Source organism: Dickeya parazeae Ech586, from assembly GCF_000025065.1.
GTDB classification, from domain to species: domain Bacteria; phylum Pseudomonadota; class Gammaproteobacteria; order Enterobacterales; family Enterobacteriaceae; genus Dickeya; species Dickeya zeae.
The window spans coordinates 3,414,214-3,434,888 of sequence record NC_013592.1 but is presented as its reverse complement, the minus strand read 5'-3'; the positions used below and the strand labels follow the sequence as shown (position 1 = coordinate 3,434,888).

General features: G+C 52.8%; 20 protein-coding genes. 2 read left to right on the top strand and 18 right to left on the bottom strand.

Annotation, left to right across the window (positions count from 1 at the left end; all coding sequences use genetic code 11):
- Positions 1 to 697: 697 nt before the first annotated feature.
- The 18 genes from DD586_RS15040 to DD586_RS14955 form a co-directional block, all read right to left on the bottom strand.
- Positions 698 to 1,087: an acyl-CoA thioesterase gene (locus DD586_RS15040; RefSeq protein ID WP_012885687.1), complete on the bottom strand. Its 390-nt coding sequence runs from the start codon at positions 1,085 to 1,087 to the stop codon at positions 698 to 700.
- Between the two features lie 510 nt (positions 1,088 to 1,597).
- Positions 1,598 to 1,840, bottom strand: a complete 243-nt coding sequence (locus tag DD586_RS22305) for an Imm26 family immunity protein (RefSeq protein ID WP_012885686.1) — start codon at positions 1,838 to 1,840, stop codon at positions 1,598 to 1,600.
- 357 nt (positions 1,841 to 2,197) lie between these two features.
- Positions 2,198 to 3,973, bottom strand: coding sequence for an autotransporter domain-containing protein (locus tag DD586_RS15030; protein ID WP_228669700.1), 1,776 nt, complete (start codon positions 3,971 to 3,973; stop codon positions 2,198 to 2,200).
- Positions 3,974 to 4,566: 593 nt separating this feature from the next.
- On the bottom strand, positions 4,567 to 5,202 hold the full coding sequence (locus DD586_RS15025; RefSeq protein WP_012885684.1) for a carbonic anhydrase: 636 nt from the start codon (positions 5,200 to 5,202) through the stop codon (positions 4,567 to 4,569).
- A gap of 168 nt (positions 5,203 to 5,370) precedes the next feature.
- Positions 5,371 to 6,330 (bottom strand): YbgA family protein, encoded by a 960-nt coding sequence (locus tag DD586_RS15020; protein ID WP_041165056.1) that lies wholly within the window; start codon positions 6,328 to 6,330, stop codon positions 5,371 to 5,373.
- A gap of 38 nt (positions 6,331 to 6,368) precedes the next feature.
- Positions 6,369 to 6,902, bottom strand: a complete 534-nt coding sequence (locus DD586_RS15015) for a DUF3833 domain-containing protein (protein WP_012885682.1) — start codon at positions 6,900 to 6,902, stop codon at positions 6,369 to 6,371.
- The gene (locus DD586_RS15010; RefSeq protein WP_041164545.1) at positions 6,899 to 7,435 is read right to left on the bottom strand and encodes a chalcone isomerase family protein; all 537 of its coding nucleotides are present in this window, start codon (positions 7,433 to 7,435) and stop codon (positions 6,899 to 6,901) included. The genes DD586_RS15015 and DD586_RS15010 overlap by 4 nt, the downstream gene beginning before the upstream one ends.
- Positions 7,436 to 7,466: 31 nt before the next feature.
- Positions 7,467 to 8,693 carry an SAM-dependent methyltransferase gene (locus DD586_RS15005; protein ID WP_012885680.1) on the bottom strand — a complete coding sequence of 409 codons (1,227 nt, stop codon included), beginning with the start codon at positions 8,691 to 8,693 and terminating at the stop codon, positions 7,467 to 7,469.
- Complete coding sequence (locus DD586_RS15000) at positions 8,690 to 9,433, bottom strand: DUF1365 domain-containing protein (protein WP_012885679.1); 744 nt, start codon at positions 9,431 to 9,433, stop codon at positions 8,690 to 8,692. Before DD586_RS15000 ends, DD586_RS15005 begins: the two co-directional genes overlap by 4 nt.
- Complete coding sequence (locus DD586_RS14995; protein WP_012885678.1) at positions 9,426 to 10,688, bottom strand: NAD(P)/FAD-dependent oxidoreductase; 1,263 nt, start codon at positions 10,686 to 10,688, stop codon at positions 9,426 to 9,428. The genes DD586_RS15000 and DD586_RS14995 overlap by 8 nt, the downstream gene beginning before the upstream one ends.
- Positions 10,685 to 11,404, bottom strand: coding sequence for an SDR family NAD(P)-dependent oxidoreductase (locus tag DD586_RS14990; RefSeq protein WP_012885677.1), 720 nt, complete (start codon positions 11,402 to 11,404; stop codon positions 10,685 to 10,687). Before DD586_RS14990 ends, DD586_RS14995 begins: the two co-directional genes overlap by 4 nt.
- Positions 11,401 to 11,871, bottom strand: a complete 471-nt coding sequence (locus DD586_RS14985) for a nuclear transport factor 2 family protein (protein ID WP_012885676.1) — start codon at positions 11,869 to 11,871, stop codon at positions 11,401 to 11,403. The genes DD586_RS14990 and DD586_RS14985 overlap by 4 nt, the downstream gene beginning before the upstream one ends.
- Positions 11,872 to 12,150: 279 nt before the next feature.
- The gene (locus tag DD586_RS14980; RefSeq protein ID WP_012885675.1) at positions 12,151 to 12,897 is read right to left on the bottom strand and encodes a MerR family transcriptional regulator; all 747 of its coding nucleotides are present in this window, start codon (positions 12,895 to 12,897) and stop codon (positions 12,151 to 12,153) included.
- A gap of 173 nt (positions 12,898 to 13,070) precedes the next feature.
- On the bottom strand, positions 13,071 to 14,210 hold the full coding sequence (locus DD586_RS14975; RefSeq protein WP_012885674.1) for a response regulator: 1,140 nt from the start codon (positions 14,208 to 14,210) through the stop codon (positions 13,071 to 13,073).
- Positions 14,203 to 15,300, bottom strand: a complete 1,098-nt coding sequence (locus tag DD586_RS14970; RefSeq protein WP_012885673.1) for an HDOD domain-containing protein — start codon at positions 15,298 to 15,300, stop codon at positions 14,203 to 14,205. The genes DD586_RS14975 and DD586_RS14970 overlap by 8 nt, the downstream gene beginning before the upstream one ends.
- Positions 15,291 to 16,406: a sensor histidine kinase gene (locus DD586_RS14965; RefSeq protein WP_012885672.1), complete on the bottom strand. Its 1,116-nt coding sequence runs from the start codon at positions 16,404 to 16,406 to the stop codon at positions 15,291 to 15,293. The genes DD586_RS14970 and DD586_RS14965 overlap by 10 nt, the downstream gene beginning before the upstream one ends.
- Entirely contained in the window at positions 16,399 to 17,523 is a 1,125-nt protein-coding gene (locus tag DD586_RS14960; protein ID WP_012885671.1) for an FIST N-terminal domain-containing protein, read from the bottom strand. The genes DD586_RS14965 and DD586_RS14960 overlap by 8 nt, the downstream gene beginning before the upstream one ends.
- 415 nt (positions 17,524 to 17,938) lie before the next feature.
- On the bottom strand, positions 17,939 to 19,129 hold the full coding sequence (locus tag DD586_RS14955; RefSeq protein WP_012885670.1) for an MFS transporter: 1,191 nt from the start codon (positions 19,127 to 19,129) through the stop codon (positions 17,939 to 17,941).
- Positions 19,130 to 19,252: 123 nt separating this feature from the next.
- Here DD586_RS14955 and DD586_RS14950 point away from each other — a divergent pair, with 123 nt between their 5' ends.
- Both DD586_RS14950 and DD586_RS14945 read left to right on the top strand, forming a co-directional pair.
- Positions 19,253 to 20,032, top strand: coding sequence for a DUF3750 domain-containing protein (locus DD586_RS14950; RefSeq protein WP_012885669.1), 780 nt, complete (start codon positions 19,253 to 19,255; stop codon positions 20,030 to 20,032).
- Between the two features lie 244 nt (positions 20,033 to 20,276).
- Complete coding sequence (locus tag DD586_RS14945; protein ID WP_012885668.1) at positions 20,277 to 20,669, top strand: VOC family protein; 393 nt, start codon at positions 20,277 to 20,279, stop codon at positions 20,667 to 20,669.
- Positions 20,670 to 20,675 lie beyond the last annotated feature (6 nt).

The window sequence follows — 20,675 nt, the reverse complement described above, 5'->3', positions numbered from 1 at the left end:
ATGAATTAGTCCCTATTTAATCTGACACATCCTTTTGAAAAATTCAGAGTTACCTGTTTTGATAAAGGCGCAGGAACGTAAATCAAAACAAAAAGCGGTAACGCTCGTGTTGCATACTAACAACCCCATTATTAAATACAACGTAGGTTTATTAAATATGACGGAATGATTAGGAATGATCCCTCATTCGTATAGAATGTATTAAAGTTTGTTTAACTAAGTTAAATTATCTCCAGGAAAAACAAAACGACTTACAGATATTACGTGAGTTATTATTTTCCTATTGGTAGTTAATTGTTTTTGGCTTGTTCTGATGATGGTGGTTCCTAAAGCCGTCAGGCATGGACTTAACCATGAAATGAAAAGTATCAATAAAAAGGTCGCAATATCGAACAGTAAAATTAACCCGGAGGGAAACGTGAAGGAATATTTTCGAAGGACTGTCTTATCTCTGCTTGCACTGATAGTAAATTGATAAACATTAAATACGCTAAAGTGGAATCTTATTTTTCAACAGAATTCTTTCCGGTGCATTGGTGTGATGCTCATGGGGGATAATTCACCCACAGGGTAATGATCTGCAAATCGTTCCATCCCTCACGCTTCAGTCGAAGAGATTGATATTGTGTTCTGGCAGGGACTGTCGCCTCCTCATGTACCCGCACCGATGACAGGTGACAGGAGGCAACACGCGCTATTACAACAACGCTAGCGCATTGGTTACCGCTTCAGGCATGGACGGGCGACCATGACTCAGACAGGTTGCCACAAATGTGGCTTCTGCATACGTGGTGCCATCAACCTTAATGTGTTGAACGAAGTTGACGCGGTTACGCTTCTCATTTTTTTCTAACTGGCAGGTAACCTCTAGCCGATCGCCTTTTTGCAGGCTTTTACGAAAGCGCAGGGAATACTCAAGTACCATGTAGACTTTCCCTTGCTTAAACTCCTCTTCGATATCAATACCCAACGATTCTTTCATGAACGCATGGCGTGTCCATTCCATATAGAATGGGTAATAGAGGCCATCGACGACGCCCTGGAAATCGATATGGCTATCTTCAACGTCATAGTATTTTGAAAACATGTCTCGTCTCATCCTGATCTGATAGTTACTTTGGTCGTCCCGTTGATATATCTCACTTCTACGGTTGAAGAAATGAGAAAGTGCATCGAATGATAAAAACAGTGATGTGATTGGGCCAGTACTGTGTGCTGCCAGCGCAGGGTGCCGTTCGGTGCGAACAGCGCTTGCGGGGTACCGTTCTGGCTGCTGGTGACAAAATCCGTTTCCCAGTCGCCGTCGAACAGGTTATATAGTATGGAAAACTGAGTAACAGAGATTAAGTTGCGATGGATAACTTATAGATAAAGTAGAACAAAAAGGAGCATCATGATCCCTTTTGTTTTAGTAATTAGTGTTGAGATAAATATTGATGAACCCGTTCATATCCAGCCACACCCATCACATTAAAACTATTATATTCCTCTTTATTAAGAGCCCTTATGTATTCATCGTATTGATATAAATTACCTGCACTCTGATAAATCCTGAACGTTTCTTTTTTTGTGTTAGCAGGATGTTTCCAATGATTACCTAATCACCATTTTTTATATTTTCTGGCGATAAAAATATAATGTTAAACTCTCCTCTTGAATTTTTAAATGTTAAGAATTTACTATCGTTTGGCATACTGCAATCAGCTTGAATTCCAATAACGCCAAAAGAAAATGCTTTCTTAAATCGACCTTTAAAGGCACATGCTATCTGACAGATAGCGGATTTTTCATTATTCATTGGGATGACGAATACATCCCCTTTATTATATTTTTTACTCATGTGTTCTCCCTTGTTATAGATAGCGCATCCTTTAATATTTCATTTCCCTATGATGAATTATCACCGGCAACTTTATAGCTTGCTGTATTAGGATTAGATGGACTATATGATCGAATTTTATTTAGTAGGTTAGTCAATGAATTCATATATTTTGCACCACCATGCATACCTATTAATTTTTCTTCTAAAAATTTCGCCTCTGCTTTTGTCAGATTGTTATCAAAAATAATTAATTGTTCTAGGTGTGACCTACCAGGGGTTGAGAATGAATATCCAATCTCGAAGGTGCATCTCCGCGACCGTGTTTTTTGTGATATTGATCTCTTTTGCGTGGCGGGAGCGCGTCGGGCTGGAGCCTTATTTGAACGCATAGGCCAGACCGGCACTGACGCCATAGTCCTCTTTTCGGGTATTACCGCCAAACTGGCTGGAATACTGCAACCAGGTATGCCATTGGGGGGTGATATCGACCGCGACCCCGGCATTGGCCGTGCCCCAGTTTTTCTCTGAAGCCGCACCTGGCATCGTGAAAGCACCGTTCATGGTGTTCAGCCCGGCCGTTATCTGCGGGGGATGGGTCATATAATCGTGATTCCAGGCCACGTCTGCAAAAGGGCTGATTCCTAAACCGGACAGGTTCCATAACGCCTGCACTCGCCAGCCAAGACTGGAAACCAGAGATTGACGATGTTGTGATGAAAACCACATGGCGGAGCTGTCATCACCGCGTTCACTGTAGCCATCGACCTTAACGAACTGACGTTCAAGGCGGACAAAGGGGCCGGTTTTGACGGGGCCCAGATTGAACCACCAGCCACCATCAATACCACCGCCAACATGATACCCGTCTACTGAGCCAGACTCCCGACGATTAGCCGGGCCAATATGAAGGGTGCGATAAGCATTATCGAAGCTGGAACGTCCGGTGTTGGCGAACGCACTCAGCCAGGCGTGCTCCTGATGATAAACCCCGTAAAGTGCGAGGCTGCCGTCATACAGTGTGTAGCCCGCGTCATCCCCGTTCGTGCGTTGGTGAGACTGGGTTACCACTACGCCAGTGTTAAGATTCTCGCTCCATTTCACGTCACCGCCGAGGGAGATAAAGCGATTATTTCCTGTGCTGGACGGTGAGGTACTACTTGATCCGGCATGATTGTCATCGCCACTCACAAATATCCGCGTGTCACTGGCATCGGTATCAGCCAGAATTTCATTGTGTAATAAACGGTACTGGGACGCTGTGGCGGCGAGTGGACCTTTACTCAGTAATGAAATTTTACCGGGTGCGGCAATTTCAGAGAGTACGATGCTGGCCAGCATCTTGTACCCCCCGGTTGTGGGATGGACTGTATCAGCAAAAAGATAGGTATTTTCCGTACCACTGGCGTAATCGCCAGGTTCACAGATAAGGGATGAGAGGGCGTTACACGCGCCACTACTGGTGTTGATAATGCCATAGGTTGACGGGTTGGCCATGATTTCAGCGAGAATGGCATAGGTATTGACCGGGATGATATTGAGCCCCCGTCGGCTTAATGTGGCTAGCCCGGCATTTAATGTCTGATTATATTGATTAACCACTTCACGATATTTATTTTGCAGGTTGTGACTGACGCCATCAGGTGTCGCGCCAAGATTGGGAAGGTTATACACCACGACATATCGCCCACCGGCTTCATAGAGATTATTCAGTAGTGACAGTTCAGCGTTGGCGACCGGGATAATTTCCGACGTGGCTGTCGAGGGGGCTGATTCATAAATGGCATAGATATCATTGGAGCCTCCCCACATTTGATAAAGGGTTGATGCGCTGGCTCGATTATTTTTCAGGTAACTGTCAACCTGAGATTGAATAGTCGGTGAGAAAAAAACACCCAACGAATAATTATTGAGAATACCCGCGCCACCCCAGGCATAATTACTCTCTCCCGAAGTGGAATCGGTTGCAGACAGGCCCAGCCCATCGGCAACGTACATCACTGTATTTTCACCGGGGTTGGTCGTAAATCGGGAAACACCAAGCCCTAACGCCTGCGAGAGGTTCCCCGCGTCGCTCAGGCTATCACCAAAAACCACCACACTATCGAACGGTTCTGCTTTCACTGCCAGGGTATAAACAAAGAGTAACGCCACGAGAGGGATAATCCCGCGGCGAATGACAGGCCGAGGGTGAGTTAACACAATGGCATAGGCTGTATAATATTTGCTGAAGACTTTTCGAGACAGTGACATATACATGATGCTCCTGGTATTAGCATGAAAATGCTGATAACTATCGTGTTAGTGGAGATAGTCGTGTTAATGGGTGTAACGAGTGAAAATAATTCCACTCATTTTTTTATAAAATTAAATGCGATAACAGGCGCTACGGGATTTATTCTGCTTTTTTATGTGTGTTTTTAATGGGTATCATTGATTGTCATAATGACAGTGATATGTCAGTGGTGATATATGAGATATATCCTACCGTTGTGTTATTCATCCTATGGTGTTGTTTTATCTGTCTGTCTCGTTTTTATATTTTTCATGAAACAATTAAATCGATAATAAAAGAAGGTTTGCTGGTGGGTGCGATTATTTAAAACGGCTTTTTTCAGGATGGGTGATTATATTTCGGTGTTTTTAATTTTGTATTTTTCTATGGATGACTATGAGGAAGAGGAAAGAGGGGAATTCATGCCCTGGGCCGGCAGGCCGCAGGGCAAGTTTACTGACTACCAGAGGGGTTATTCGAAATAAACGTGCGGGTTTTCAGCCAGCGAAACGAACGTCTTGCTGTTTTTATCCAGCGCGCGAATGACCCCGCTCTCAATGTCGTATACCCATCCATGCAGGCGTAGCGCGTTGTCACGCAGGCCGACAGCGACGGAAGGGTGAGTTTTGATGTTATTCAACTGTGCGATGACGTTTTCTTCCACCATCGCATTCACTTTATCGGTTTCATTATCCCAGGTTTTTTTCTCCACTACCGCTTTCGCGGCGTCCGAGTAACGTAACCAGTGTGCCACGGCGGGCATCGGGTCAAGGCACTGGCAGGAGGCGATGGCTTTCATCGCTCCACAGTTGGAATGACCACAGATGACGATATCGGTAACGCCCAGCGCGACAACCGCATACTCAATCGTAGCGGAAACCCCGCCGGGTTCCGGACCGAAAGAAGGCACGATGTTACCGGCATTACGGATAACGAACAGCTGTCCGGGTTCCTGCTGGGTAACCAGTTCTGGTACCAGACGGCTGTCGGAGCAGGAAATGAACAGCGCTTTAGGATTCTGGCTGGATGCCAGACTGCGGAAGAGTTCCTTGCGTTGAGGAAATATATCTTTTTGAAAGCTGAGGAAACCCTCAATGATATGTTGCATAGCACGTTCTCTTTTTTGGCAGTGATCACGACATCATATACTCGTCAGGTTTTAAATTGCAGGTGTTGTCGATAGTGTGACCGGACTCGTTTTCTGGCCGCCATGTATTGACGGCCAGGGACCTTCTTCTTGTTGATAATATGTTATTGATAAGTTTGTGATTGATAATCATGCGACCGCTAAACGCAATCCTAAGTCTTGCGGATAGGGGTCAAAATAGTTTTGTGTCAACAGGTAACTGTCAGGGTGTTCCGCCAGATAGTGCTTGAGCAGTGTAATCGGCGCGAGAATGGGCAGACGTCCTGCCCGATAGCCAATAATCACCTCGCGCAGCTCTGCGCGCTGGCGGTTATTAAGCTGTTTACGGAAGTAGCCCTGAATGTGCATCAGCACGTTGGTATGGTTTTTACGCGAAGCGGGTTGCCGGAGGATCGCCATCAGTTTGTAACGGTAGGCAATGAAAAACGCATCAAGGTCGTCCCACTCGTGGAGGCGGGCGACAAAAGGGCCTATCTCGCGGTAACCGGCCTGATGGTGCGCCAGCAACTGGAGTTTGTAGCGGCTGTGGAATGCCAGCAGGTTGTGGCGGGTTAATCCACCGGCACGCAACTGGTTAAGCTCATGCAACGCAAACAAACGCTCGACGAAGTTCTCGCGTAATACCGGGTCGTGCAGGCGACCATCTTCCTCGACAGGAAGCCAGGGGTAGGTTTTCATCAGGGCGGTGGTGAATAACCCGACGCCTGCTTTACGGCCACGGTGGCCTTGCTCATCGTACAGTCTTACCCGTTCCATGCCGCAACTGGGGGATTTGGCACAGACGATAAACCCGGCAAGATTCCCGATAGTCGGCAGATACCGGGCGGTGAAGTCGTCCATTTTTTCCGTCATGTCTTGCTGGGTGTCATGGCTCATACGCATGCGGATATCACCGCTGGTAGTCTGAATAAGGCGCAGCGCCGGACGAGGAACCGGCAGGCCGATAGACATTTCCGGGCAGACGGGCCTGAACGCTATCCACGGCGACAGTTCATCCATCACGAAACGCAGCCGTTTATGCCCGCCGTCAAAGCGTACCGTTGAGCCAGTCAGACAGCCGCTAATACCCAGAACGGGTTTGCTGTCGATGCTGCCTGTCATGGCATGATTATTTTCTGGGTGATTGTTCATGGCGTTGCCCCTTTACTGAAAAACAGGGTGACGTAACCTGCGGTGAGGCCGAATTTCGTCATTTCTGTTTTATTGAACAGGTGGCTGTCGTCTTGCTGGAACATCCAGTCATCAAAGTTGAGCAGCCAGGTTGCGCCGTCTGCCTTGACGTTCATGCTGTACTGCCAGTGAAAGGCATTGCCTGATGCCTGGCCGTAGGCAACCCCTTCAATATCTCCCGCAGTGCCTTCATACCGATCATCGCCCACCCGGCGGATATGCCAGACGCGTTGCTGGCGTTCACCGTCGTCATAGATAAATTGTTCGTTGAGTGTCAGCGTATCGCCCGCGACATCACCACGAATGGCGACGTGAAAGCGGCGTAGTTGTTTACCGTGGCGGTCCTGTACCATTCCCCAGGCTTGCGTCTGGCCCTGAAAATAGTGGAAGAGATCGAAGCGTGGCTGCTGGCTGCGGTAGTCGGTGATGTCTGTGCTACAACCGGTGAGCAGCATCGTCATCGTCAATACGAAGAGCAAAAAGCGTTTCATCGTTCACCCCCAAGTAATTGCTGGCGTAATTCGGGATAGTGGGTCTGTGGGCTCAGCCAGATGGACAGAAAACACGCGCTAAAAGCGGCGGATTGAACCGGGCCAAGCGGCATAAACTGGCCCTGCGACGATGAGGGGCGATACCAGAATTGCCCTTGCCGGTTGCTGGTCACAAAAGCCAGTTGCGACCCGTCATCCACACTGGGCCATAACTGCGCCAGCATGTGCAGCCACGCTTCGCTCTGCGGTTCTCTGTCCAGAATTCCCAGCGCCTGCCACTGTTCACGTGTGGCGTCGACCAGCGTTTCACTGTCAATATGCCGCTGATAGGTAATAATCAGCGCCTGATCCTGTTGCAGTCCGCTGTAGCGTCCATCTGGCGTACGCAACTGCGAGCGATATACCGAAAACGGGCCGAAGCGCAGCGTCGCGTCACCGACGTTGCGCCAGTGTGTCCAATCGGCAGCCTGTGCTGAGGTGAGATACAGCGCGGCAACCAGCCAGGCCAGCAAGGGCACGTGCTGTTTCGTCATTGCCTCCCTGCCCATCCGTAGCGCCTGCATGTCACACCCGCTCGGCGGTCAATTGCACCACGCTGATGGTGCGCGCGTTAAATCCAGCTTCGCAGTAGCCGAAGTAGTACAACCACATGCGACGAAACCGGGTGTCGAACCCCAGTCGTTCTATCTCCGGCCAGGCGTGCAGGAAGCGTTGTCGCCAGTGTGCCAACGTTTGGGCGTAGTGCGGCCCCATATCGAACAGGTTACGCAGTACAAAATCGGTATGGCGCGTCATCAGGGAACTGATGGCGGTGACGCTGGGTAAAAAGCCACCGGGGAAAATGTAGCGCTGAATGAAATCAACGCTTTTGCTGTAATCGTGATAGCGCTGATCCTGAATGGTGATGGCCTGAATCGCCATTTTCCCACCCGAACGCAGGCGTGCCTGACAGGTCTTGAAAAACTGTGGCAGAAACGCTTTGCCGACCGCTTCGATCATTTCGACTGACACCAGTTTGTCGAACTGACCGGTGAGATCGCGGTAATCGCACAACAGCACAGTCACCCTGTCTTGCAGGCCTGCCTGGGCAATACGTGTTAGCGCATAGTGATACTGCTCCTGAGAGAGCGTAGTGGTCGTGACCCGGCAGCCGTAATGACGTGCCGCGAACTCCGCCAGCGCCCCCCAGCCGGTGCCGATTTCAAGCAGGTGATCGTCCGACGTCAGTGCCAGCTCTTCGCATAAACGCCGCATTTTGGCTTGCTGCGCACTGGCGAGATCCGGCGTGTCGGGGGTGAATAACGCGCTGGAATAGAGCAGTCCCTCATCAAGAAACTGCTGGTAAAACGCATTGCCCAGATCGTAATGGGCGGCGATGTTCTCACGTGCCTGTTGGCGACGATTGCGACGCGTCCAGTGCCATAGTCGCTGAAAGGGTTGGCCCACAATACGAAAGCCATTTTCCAGCCGACTCAGCACGCTAGCATTCGCGGCCATGATCTGCAGTAGTTCGGTGAGCTGATCGGTTTCCCACTCACCCTCCATCCAGGACTCCGCCGCCGCGATGCTACCGCCGGTCAGCAGGCGTGCGTAAATACCGGGTGAAAGGATGTTGACCTCGGCACGCAGGGGTGAGGCGGTATCACCAAAATGGACGCTCTGGTTGCCTTCGTGGAGGGTCAGCGAACCTTGCTGTATACCCGCCAACAGGCGGAACAACAGCCAGCGTGCAAAGCGAATCGTTGCTGTGCGCGGCACATCGGACTCAAGCGCAAAAACGGGGTCAGTCATGAGCGTTCACTCCTGCTGGTGGGGTGGTTATGAATCGGCACACGCTTGAGCCACAACAACAGCGCCTGCCAGTAAATCGCCACCACAGTCTTCAGTGTCATGACGGGGATGCTAATTTGCATCTGGCGCAAGTGCAGGGGGGTTAATGGCTTACGCGATAGCGTCAGCGTGGCATCGAATATTTTTTCATCCTGCTGGTTTTCATCCACGGTTTGATGATTTTCGATATGCATATGCAGCGTTTTACCGGGGCAGTTAAACCGCCAGTGATAGACCATATCCATCGGGTTGAACGGAGAAACGTGAAACGCTTTGGCGATGGGGCGGGTCTCTTGCGCGTTAACCGCGTAATAGTGACGTTCATTCCACGGGGTGTTGCGCACTTCAGCCAGGATCCAGCACAGGGTTTCGCTGGCGTCAAAGCAGTAATAAAAGTTCACCGGGTTAAAATGAAAGCCCAGATAGCGCAACTGGGTTAACAGCATCACTTTGCCGTCAGGGCGTTCGCCGGTCAGGGCCGCCAGTCGGCTCAGGGCGTTTTCTTTGAGCGGCGTACCCAGCGGGTAGTCGCTGTCGTAAAAGGCGACGGTGGCAAATTGATTACGGCGGATGCCTAACGACGGCAGATTATCCAGGTCGTCAAGATCCAGATACGCCAGAAAGACGTCATAACAAAACTGATGCACGCGCGGCTGCCAACGCCGGTGGCGCAACACGCCGCGATAGAGACAGCTATTCATCGTTCCTCCCATCGGCGATGCCCTTAACTACATCCAGCGCGCTGCGTACCCCATCTTCGTGGAACCCGTTGTACCAGTAAGCCCCACAAAACCAGCTACGTCGCTGGCCGTTAATGTCGGCGCGCCGCGACTGCGCCCGCCAGCTTTTCGGCGTAAACAGTGGGTGCTCATAGACAAAACGCTGCCACACATCGCGCTCATCAATCGGGGAGTCAGGATTGAGGGTGACGCAGAACAAGGGGCTGCCTTCCGGCAACCCTTGTAAAATATTCATGTTGTAGGTGACACAGGCGCTGGCCTGATCGTCGTGAGGCAGGCGATAGTTCCAACTGGCCCAGGCGGCGGGCCGCACCGGTAGCCAGCGTTTATCGCTGTGCAACACCACCTCGTTACGTTGCCAGCCGATATCCCCCAGAATCTCTCTCTCTTCGCGGCTGGGTTCATCAAGCAGGGCAAGTGCCTGCCCGGAGTGGCAGGCGAAAATCACCTGATCGACGGTCATGGTGTTGTCCGCCAGGCTGATATCCACCCCCTGATCGTGGCGTACGACGCGTTGCACCGGCGAGTTGACGCAAAGCGTGAAGCGGTTTTCCAACTGGCTGAGCAGGGCGCGAACGTATTCCCGCGAGCCGCCGGGCACCACGTACCACTGCGGGCGCTGCGTAATATCCAGCAGCCCATGGTTTTCAAAAAAGCGCAAAAACAGGGCGAGTGGAAAACGGCGCATCTCCTGCAAGGAAGAGGACCAGATCGCCGCCCCCATCGGCAAAATATAGTGACGGGCGAAAAAGGCGCTAAATTTGTGGCGTGACAAAAAGGTGTGCAGTGTTTCGTCGTCACCGACCGGTTGCGCCACCGCCTGTTTCGCCAGACGATTGAACCGGACGATGTCTTTTAACAGCCCCCAAAATCGAGGGTTAACCAGATTGCTGCGCTGCGCAAACAGTGAGCGCAGTGAGTGGCCGTTATACTCAAGTCCACTCGTCGGGTTATGCACCGAAAAGCTCATCTCCGTTTTCTGTCCGCTGATACCCAGTTCGCTCAATAGCCCCATAAAACGCGGGTAGGTGCGATCGTTATAGACGATGAAACCGGTGTCGATGGCATAGGTACCAGAGGGCGTGGTGACATCCACCGTGGCGGTGTGACCACCAGGGGTGGGGCCTGCTTCCAGCATGATGACGTCATGATGCCCGGCCAGCCGCCATGCGCAGGTCAACCCGGCGATGCCACTGCCGATAATAGCGATTTTCATGGTCTTACCATCCTGCGCAGCAGTGCGCGTTGAGCGATACCGGGGAGCCACGACAGCAGACGCAGTAGTGCGCCAAACCCGGCTGGAAAGGCGATATGTGATTTCCCTGCCGTAATGCCGCGTCGTATCGCCGTTACTGCTTGTTCAACGGTGACGAGGCCTGGCATCGAAAAATCGTTCTTACGGGTAAGCGGGGTATCGACAAAACCTGGCGAAACGACGGTGACGGCGATGCCCTTGGGTTCCCAGTCCAGCCGCAGGCTTTCAGCAAACCAGCTCAGCGCGGCTTTCGACGCGCCGTATGCCTCTGCCCGCGGGAAGGGGAGCCAGTGCGCCATGGAACTGACCAGCACTACACGGCTGCCGGGAGCCAGTTGCCCTTGTAAGGCTGACAGGCAATTGATTGGGCCGATGAAATTGATGTTCATAACCCGTGATACCCGCTCCGGGTCGATAATACCGTGGTCGATATATTCACAGGTACCGGCGCAGAGCACAGCCAGATTGACGTGGCAGTCAGCCAGTGCCGCATGGCAAGCCTGACTATTTGTCATATCGAATTGACGAACGGTGATATGCGGACTGTACTGACACAGTGCAGTGAGGCGATCGATATCCCGGCCGCAGGCAATAACGGTGTGGCCATCATCGGCCCAGGATTTCGCCAGCGCTTCGCCAATCCCCGAACTGGCACCGGTAATAAGTACGGTTGTCATGATGAGCGAACCTTCTTCTTCACGTGGCGAAGAGCCCACCCCAGCACCGGAAGATGTTCGTAGAGCATTTCTCCGGCGTCGTAGTAATCACGCTGATATGTGATACGGGCTTGTTGTTGATGGTGGTGGTGATGGCTGTGTTGGTGTTGTACGTCGATGAGGGAGCAGCCTGCCAAAGACAGCATGTTTCCCCCCGCGATACGCGGGTGTGACCAGTGCATCGTCCAGCTCACGGCGAAGCGCCCGGTGTCGAAGAGTGGGGCATCAACGATGAAATAACAGTAGCGGGTATTTTCCAGCAGGTACGAGAAATAGCGCTGGATGGCTGGTAGCCCTTGATGCTGTCCAAATGGATCGGTCAGTACGGCATCCGGGTGATAGAGCGCAGACAGCCTCTCCAGAGGTTGGGCAGCCAGCGAGGCATAAAAGTCAGCAAACTCATCGAATACAGGTTGTAGTGTGCTCATGCGCGTTACCCTTATCTAGGGCAATCCTGAATCAACGTGGTATAGATATAAAACTTACACAAACTTAAATTTTTGTCTAAGTTTTTTCGAAGTTATTTTTTTTAATCACTTAAAATCAATGAATTAAATTTTAATCAGAATCGATGGTTTTGATGGGTAATGAGAGGTGACTATGAGAGGTGACTTGTCGGGGGATACCCTGTCCACGTGAGTCGTTAACCGTGAAACGCTGGCGGTAGACGAATGCGGCAGGGGTTTTCAGCACGGGTAAGGCAGCGTTTAGGCGACGGAAGTGGCCTGTAATAAGATAATCTCCAGTGACGCCACGTGTTCACGCCACTTGTCGATTTGCTTTTTTCGCGCCACGGTGAGCTTCCCGCTGGTGACCAGCAACCATTGTCTGTCCGGGAAAATTTCCGGTGCAGGCATGGCAGGAGAGATCGGCAGGACATGAATGCGGTGACCCTGTCCGGTGCGTTTTAGCGCTTCCAGCCAGATTTCGCACGGGTCAGTCAATTGCCAGCCGCCAATCAGGTAATTGTCGCCAGGCGCTTTTCTGTCACCTTCGAGGCAAAACGACGTGTAGGAAATAATCAGGCCATCGAGTATTTCGCGCAGCGTCATCATGGCGGGGGTATTGGCCGATACATGGCGTCGTAGCGGGCGTAGCACCTCATCGACCATTTCCGGCCTGGGGTATTCGCGGCCCGTGTCGTAGATAAGCTGGCGCAGCGATTCGATGCGTCCTTCTTTAAGGCGCAGGAGCATCGTTTCCTGCAAGATCGCCCAGTTATTGCTTCGCCGCGCTTGCGGGCGTTCCAGCAACGGTTTGACCTGGCTGACCGGAACCCCTTTTTTTACCCAGTCGAGGATTTTCAGCGCTTGTTGGACATCCGCATCGCTATATAACCGATGCCCACCTTCGGTGCGCAGCGGCTTGAGCAGACCGTAGCGACTCTGCCATGCCCTGAGTGTCGTGGCGTTAATACCGCAGAGTCTGGCAAATTCGCCGATGGAGTAGGACATAAAGGGCATCCGCTGAAAACTATTTTGTTTGATATATTACGAATATTTTAGCCCTGAATGAAACTGGGTAGGTGTGCAGTTTGTAAACCAAGGGTAACTGAGTGTATAAACCAGAAAGCGCCATAGCGGCGCTTTCTCAGGATAAGCTGTGCACGACGAACACATACCCAGACTCACAACGGCTCTGTGTCCGGAACGCCACGTACCCGTATCGGCTCTTTGACGGCGTTGACAGCGAGAAGACGCTGAAGAGCGGAAATCGCGGTGTCAGTGAGTTCATGGCCTTTGGTGAGCACCATTAAGTCGTTGGTGGTCCGGATGTCTTCATCCACCACCCAGCCGGGCTTCAATTCGCTAATGCGTGCGGAGCGAACGCCGGCCACGTTAGCACGAAAATTAGTCAGGGTTTTGATGATGTACTCGGGGATCGGCGGCTTTACCGCGCGCAGAATTTCCCCTGGGTGTTCCAGACCCAGTCCCCGGGCCGCGTGGCGTTCCAGCTCGAGAGCGGCACGCAAGAGGTGAGCACCGCGGATAACCTCTGTGGGTGCGGTGGACGGGGCCGTCTTGGCCTGGTGGCGGATAATCTGGGCTACCAGCTCAAGGCGGGGAATGTGTTCTACCAGACGACCGGCGACATCCGGGTGCTCCAGAAGGAGTTTTTTCTCGTCCTCCGATAGCTCGCGCTGAGCTGCATCGGCCTGGACGATGTCGATGGGGATACCAACGCAGCCGATTTGGCTCAATGAGGCGGCAATGGTGTATATCCAGCCATCGGGCCACTCTAGCTTGGGCAGTGCGTGGCGGACACAAGACTGGGCGAAAGCTGCCCGCTGGAAAGCCCATGGAGCAACCATAGCGAGTACGTCGGTCAGCGTTTTGACCGAGGCGGTAAGGGTGGTTTCCAATAATTCTTTTTCCGCGCAGATTAGGCGGTACTGGCTGACGGCGTCGTTAAGCGTTGAAACCAGATCCTCCTTGGGGCAAGGTTTGCAGAGGTAGCGGAAGATGGCCCCTTTGTTAATGGCCGCGATGGAGGATTCCACATCGGCCTGCCCGGTGAGAAGAATGCGCACGCTGTCGGGGGAGATTTCCCGCGCTTTGGATAGGAAAGTGGCACCGTCCATGCCAGGCATACGCATGTCGGACATGATCACGGCAAAACGCTTGCCCCAGCGAACGGCGTCCAGACCAGCTTCACCACTGTGAGCTACTACTACATCGAATTCGCCAAAGAGGTTACGTTCCATCGCGGCGAGTACATTGGGTTCATCGTCTACGCACAGCACCCGGGGCAAGGCAGTTTCAGTCATTGAGCGTTTCCTGCGTGTGGGCGAGCATGTTCTGCCACAAGGGCAGGTTGTTCAGCACGCCAGTTTGTTCTAGATAGTCCAGATCGAGGTCGCTGTTATTGGCAAGAGCGACCGCGACATGTACGGTACCAGCTACGCCGAAGGCGTTATTCGCGAAACGGGATGGCTGCTGGTGACACGCCACAGCTTCCACGATATCCATGGGTAACCCCCACAAAGCCAACAGATACGCGCTTGCCGCAGCCTGTACGGAGATATTGCCGCGAGTTGTGGTGTCTTGATGGTTGGGCTCCCTCAGTTCGGGGATCAGCAGCGCAATGTTGGCGAGTAAGGCGGCGGTCGCTTCTAGTCCCTGGTGGCCGGAAATGCGGGCGGCCAGGGTGGAGGCGAGCAGGGCGCGCTGTTGTAGCTGGTCTACATAAGGGGCCGTCTTCGCATCCGCCGGGACCTGAGAAGACAGGACAAGCAGCTTCACCTGATCCAGGCCCAGGTGGGTGATGGCGTTGCCGATATCGTTAATTTGACCGCCTCTGGAGAAATAGGCCGAGTTAGCAAGCTGCATAATCTTGGCGCTCAAGGCCGGATCACGGCCCAGAAGCTTGGCGACTTGCTGGGTATCGCTGCTTGGGTCAGCAAGGCGTCGGCACATTTCGGTGAACACGTTGGGTGCTGCAGGTAGTTGGCTGGTGCGGCCCACTATATCGACCAGATCTGGGTTCTGAAACCGGTCTCGCAGGGCCAGGGCGTTGCCTACCATCGCTTGCAGCACCGTGCTGTCGCAGGGTTTGGGTACAAAGCGATGGGCCACGTCCAGCATGCGCAAGGTGGCTTCAGGTTCGGAGTAGCCAGACAAGATGATACGTATTGTGCCGGGCCAGCGGTTGCGTACCTTAGAAAGCAGCTCTGCGCCATCCATGAAGGGCATGCGCATGTCGGATACCACCACGTCGGCCGGTTTTTCCTCTAGCATCGCAAGCGCTTCTTGCCCACTATTGGCGAAACGACATTCCCAGTCGGTGTCTTGCATCATGAGGGCCCGTTCAATACCGGAGAGCACCCGACTTTCGTCATCGACGAACATCACTTGCATGCAGGACAATCCTCTTTGTGGCAGTGAAGGGGAAGTTGCAGGATGAACGTTGTGCCTACACCTTCTTCCGACTCGCAGCGGATCCGCCCATCATGTTTGTCTACCACGGTCGAATAGACAATGGCCAGACCTTGGCCCGTACCTTTGCCTACCGCTTTGGTTGTGAAGAAGGGGTCAAAGATGCGGTCGCGGATCCCTGCCGGAATACCGCTGCCATCGTCTTTGATTCGGATCTCCATATGCTCGCCGTTCCGCGCCGCTGATAAGATGATCTGGCCTTTTTCTTTGACGCCTTCCTGGATGGTATCTGCGATGGCATGGGCGGCGTTTACTACCAGATTGAGAATGGCCTGACTAATCATGTCGCGCAGACACGGCAGTTGAGGCAAATCCTCCTCGAAGCGTGTCTCAAGTTCTGCTACGTATTTCCATTCATTGCGGGCGACGGTTACTGTTGTGTTGATGATTTCGCGCACATCCACCATTTCCTTCTCGTTATGAGACGGATGGGAGAATTCCTTCATGGCTGCCACTATCTTGGCTATATGACCCAGTCCTTCTAGTGATTCGTCTAAAGCGCTTGGGATCTGGCGGCGTAGAAACTCCACTTTAGTGCGCCTGAGGGCCGCGTCGAATGCCACCACCGTGGGGTCTTCATTCATTTTTTCTCGTGCCGTCTCGGCCAGAGCCAGAGCAGAGTCCAACAAGCTGAGCAGGGAAATGGTGGCGGTCTTAACGAACCCCACATTGTCACAGACGTATTGGGTTGGCGTGTTGATTTCGTGGGCGATGCCGGCGGCGAGTTGGCCTATCGACTCCATCTTCTGCGCCTGCAGTAACTGGGCCTGGGTGAAGCGCAACTCGGTCAAGGTTTTTTCTAACTCTTGCCGTTCGTTCTCCAACTCCAGGGTCTTGCGGGCGACCACCTTCTCCAGGCCCACGTTCTGCTCCAGGATGGCAAACGGTGTTGCGTGACTGTGCCTCACCTCTTGTGCGATGCGGCGCTTGAGTACGTCGATGGTTTTGTCCCGGGCGGCGAGCTTACGCTCGTATTCTGCGACGGACAGCCCCATCGTGGACGTTTCGGAAAATGTTTCTTCAGTCAACGTCTTGTCCTCCGATGGCGATGCCCGTGAATGTCTGGTTCACGTGCAATCCGTTATATTGCTCGCCGTAAGTGGAAAAACCCACTACCCGATTTTGCATCATGACGTCGCCAATCTGTTGTTCAAGTCCTTCCTGTTCGAACTGGAGGCGACGCAGGATGCAATCACAACCGATGATGACCGCAGGATCAGGGATGGTCTCGCGGACCTTGTCAAAAGCCGCTTTGAAGGTTTGGACTGGGTCCTCCGCTTTGCCGATGGCGATGATCAGCCCTTCTTCGATGGCGCAGTAACACGTGAGAGAGAGGTCTTCGTTCCACTTCTGGATGGAACGGACGTAGGGTTCATCGCCGAAAGAAAGCACCAGCGGGTTGCGGGAAAAGACGGTTGGTGTCAATTCGTTCACCGTGAGCCCCAAGGCCTCCGCGTAAACTTGAGCGGCAGGTTCGCCGTTTATCTCAAGGATGAGTCGCTTCTCCGGGTCGGCCTCGGTGATGATGAGTTCCACCTCGCTGGGTTCGAAGTGCTGGACCTTAAAGGTGGTGACGGGCGAGCTGGTCTCGATAACGGCGAAGACTGCTGCGTCGGAAATGAATTGTCCATTTCCATCATAGACGTGCGTCTTTTCGAAACGCAGGTCATCGCCAGCAGAGCCACCGATGATAGGAACGTTGCCTATCTGCTGGTAGAGATTTGCTGTCAGGCGCTCTTCAACCATAGAAAGGCCGTCTACCAGCAGTAGGCCGAAGCGATTTAGGTTCGGCCTGGCCTCCGTATCAAGGCGAATGGCTTCGGCAATATCGGCTATTACCGAGGTGTAATTGACCAACGGGTGAATCATGAAAAAGCGGGTACGAAAGCCTCCACCCAATCCGAGCCCCAACAGCCCGGAGTGCTGGAAGCCTTTGGTGCCAATCTGACCAGAGGATGTACAGCCTATACAGGGACAGGAGAATGCGTTCTTCAGCTCCCGGCCCAAAACGTCCAGGTCGTAGTCTGGAGAACAGAAGAAAATCACGGTATCAATGCCTTCGTGGCCAATCTGGCTGGCAAACTCGGCGACAGCCTCGACCGGATTCGGCAATTCGCTACTGGCATATTTGGGGTGGAAATTCATGACGAGTTCTCCTTGTATTAAGCAGAAACCTTCGCCTGCGTTCCTGCCTTCTTTGGTTATCCTCTGTCAGTATCCTTCTGTCCCTTATCCCTTTTCAGTGAGGGTAGGCGGTGGTGGTGCAAATAGCAAATATATAGAATTTTATCTTATTTATCGGAATTAGCAGGGCTACGCCTGCCATTGTTATGCTGTCACCCCCCCAGGGCGTACTGGCAGTCAGAAAACATCATATGAACAGGTAGATGAAAGGATTTCGTAAATGTAAGGACTGTCGGTCTGTGGCAAACCAATGTGTTTATTCACGGTATCGAAAATGAAAAATGATTATTATCTCTGAACAGAATGTGATTGGCATCTGAGCAACGCCGTGCAGGTATCACGCATGAATCTCTGGGGATGACCAAAGCGGTTTGGGTCAGGCCGCTTTGGCTCTGCTTACCATCACTGATGTCAGAAAGGCCGCTATCACCGGCACCAGCGATCCCCACAGCACGGCATTCCAACCAAAAAGGTTCAGCAATGCGCCGGAGGAGAAGGACCCGACGATCATGACGCCAAAGACGATGAAATCGTTAAACGACTGCACCTGCGTTTTTTCCTCCGGGCGGTGATAGTCGATGATTTTCGCCGACGCGCCGGTAAAACCAAAGTTCCAGCCAATGCCCAGTAAAATCAGTGACAGCCAGTAATGCATGACGTCGGTTCCGGCCAACCCTGCCATGACTGACAACCCGGTGATGAATAAACCCGCAGCACCAATACGTCTGGCTCCGAAGTGGTGGATCAATTTGCCGGTAAAAAAGCCTGGCGCATACATGGCAATCACATGCCATTGGATACCCAGATTCGAGGCGTGTTGGGAAATGTCGTGCATGTGCATGGAAAGCGGCGCTGCTGTCATCAGAAAATTCATCACCATATAAGAAACGGCACCGCTAAATACCGTGCGGGAAAAACCGGGTTGACGAACAATTTCACGCAGAGGACGGCCACCGGCTTGGGTGTGCGCTACGGGTTTGGGTGAGGTGACGCCAAGCAGCACCAGCGCGGATACGGCGGCAACCAGCGCTTGCGCGATGAAGGTGATGGCAAAGGTATGAGGGGGCCAGAAATTCATCGTGCTGGTGACCAGCATCGGGCCGATAACGCCAGCCAGCACACCCCCGCCCATGACCAGAGAAAGGGCACGTGCTTGCCGCTCTTTCGCCACGCCGTCCGTCGCCGCAAAACGAAACGAGAGCGCTACTGCGGCATAGGCTCCGCCCATAAATGCAGCCAGGCAAAACAGCAAAAAAGAACCCATGACCACCGCCAACGCGGCAGTCAGCCCCGTGGCGATACCGGCTCCTGTCCCCGCCATAAACACGGCTTTGCGGCCCTGCTTTTTAGCCAGCGCGCCGAACGGCAGAATGCAGGCGGCCATCCCCAAAACAAACACCGTTATCGGCAGGGTAGCCAGCGTGCGGTCAGGGGCAATGGCATTACCGACAATCGCACCCGTGGTGTAAAAAACAACTGAGTTGGCACCCGCCAGTGCCTGAGCGGTGGCAAGGCGGAGAATATTGCTATTTTGCTGGCTGGCGGATAACGCTATCTCAGTATTCATCAATGATTTTTCTCTTGGTTATTGGTGCCTGGCACTCTATGTTACCGCAATGATTGTTATCGCCATGACCATTGCACTCTTGCCCGTGCACTTGCCCGCCTGTTTCTGGAGAAAACCGCATCGATGAATTATCTCAAAGTATTGGGTTTCGTCTTTACCGCTGTCGTGGTGTTGTCGTTTGGGCGTAGCCTGGCGCAAGTTTCATGGAGCGAGGATAAGGCGCGTTTCTCCAGTCAGGGGGTTTGGACCGCTCGACGGGACTCTGCCGGTATCGCGCCGGATCCTGTGGCGTTGAGTCATATTGCCATTGTACAGGTCTATGCCGCGCCGACCTACGGCTGGCGCGGTCTGGTGGCGGTTCACCCCTGGGTCATCGTCAAAAAAGCCGGTGAAACCCGTTACCAGCGTTATGAAGTGATCGGTTGGGGTGGCGATGATGTCGTGCGTCGTAATGATTCCGTGCCTGACGGGTTTTGGTTCGGGTCAATGCCGCGGCTGCTGGTTGAACATCGTGGGGCGGGAGCGGCCGCGATGATCCCGAAAATAGAAGCGGCAATTAGCAGCTACCCCTGGCCGCATACTTATCACGCCTGGCCCGGCCCGAATAGTAATACCTTTATGGCGCATATCGGCCGGGAAGTCCCCGAGCTAAAACTCGATCTACCGGCCAATGCCATCGGTAAGGATTTTCGTGCGTTGACACACCCGGTTGGGTTACCGCCGTCGGGAAGGGGCATTCAGGTATCGTTACTGGGCGTACTCGGCCTGACGGTGGGAGCGGAAGAGGGTATTGAAATCAATATATTAAGTGCCAATCTGGGCGTGGAGTTCAACCCGCCAGCCTTGCGCCTGCCGTTTATCGGCCGCCTGGGGTACGACAAAGCGACAAAACATGAGGGGTGAGCGCTGACGCCGCCACATCTGCGCAGGTTGCTGTTCTCTGGCAATGGATTAAGGGGGTAGTGGCGGTGATGGCATGACGGTAGTGACCCAATAAAAAATCACTTTTAATGAATAAATAAGCAGTCATTTATAGATCTGGATCATCTTTTCTCGCTGTTAACGCGATTATGTTGGTACTTCCGCCTCGCGCCGGAGGCGAACGGGAGCGAAAAACCACAAAATTCAATCGCCAGAGGGAGGAAGTATGCTGGATCATCTGAGTATTCCGGTGTCTGATCTACGGCGTAGCCGACAGTTTTATGAACAGGCGTTAAAGCCACTCGGTTATGAGCAGGTCAAAGACATGAAATTCGCCGTGAGCTTCGGCGTGTTGATGGGATATGGACAGTCTTCCGATCCGGGTGGCGAATTCTGGATTTTTCAAGGTGAGCTGTCATCACCGCCGACAACGCATTTTGCTTTCAGTGCCGAATCACGAGCCGAGGTCGATGCCTTTTTTGCCGCTGCGGTAGCGGCGGGTGGGGTGGATAATGGCCAGCCCGGCGTGCGTGCTCAATATCATCCTGATTATTATGCCGCTTTTGTGCGTGACCCGGATGGCTACAACATCGAAGCGGTCTATCACCACGCCGTGTGAAACGGC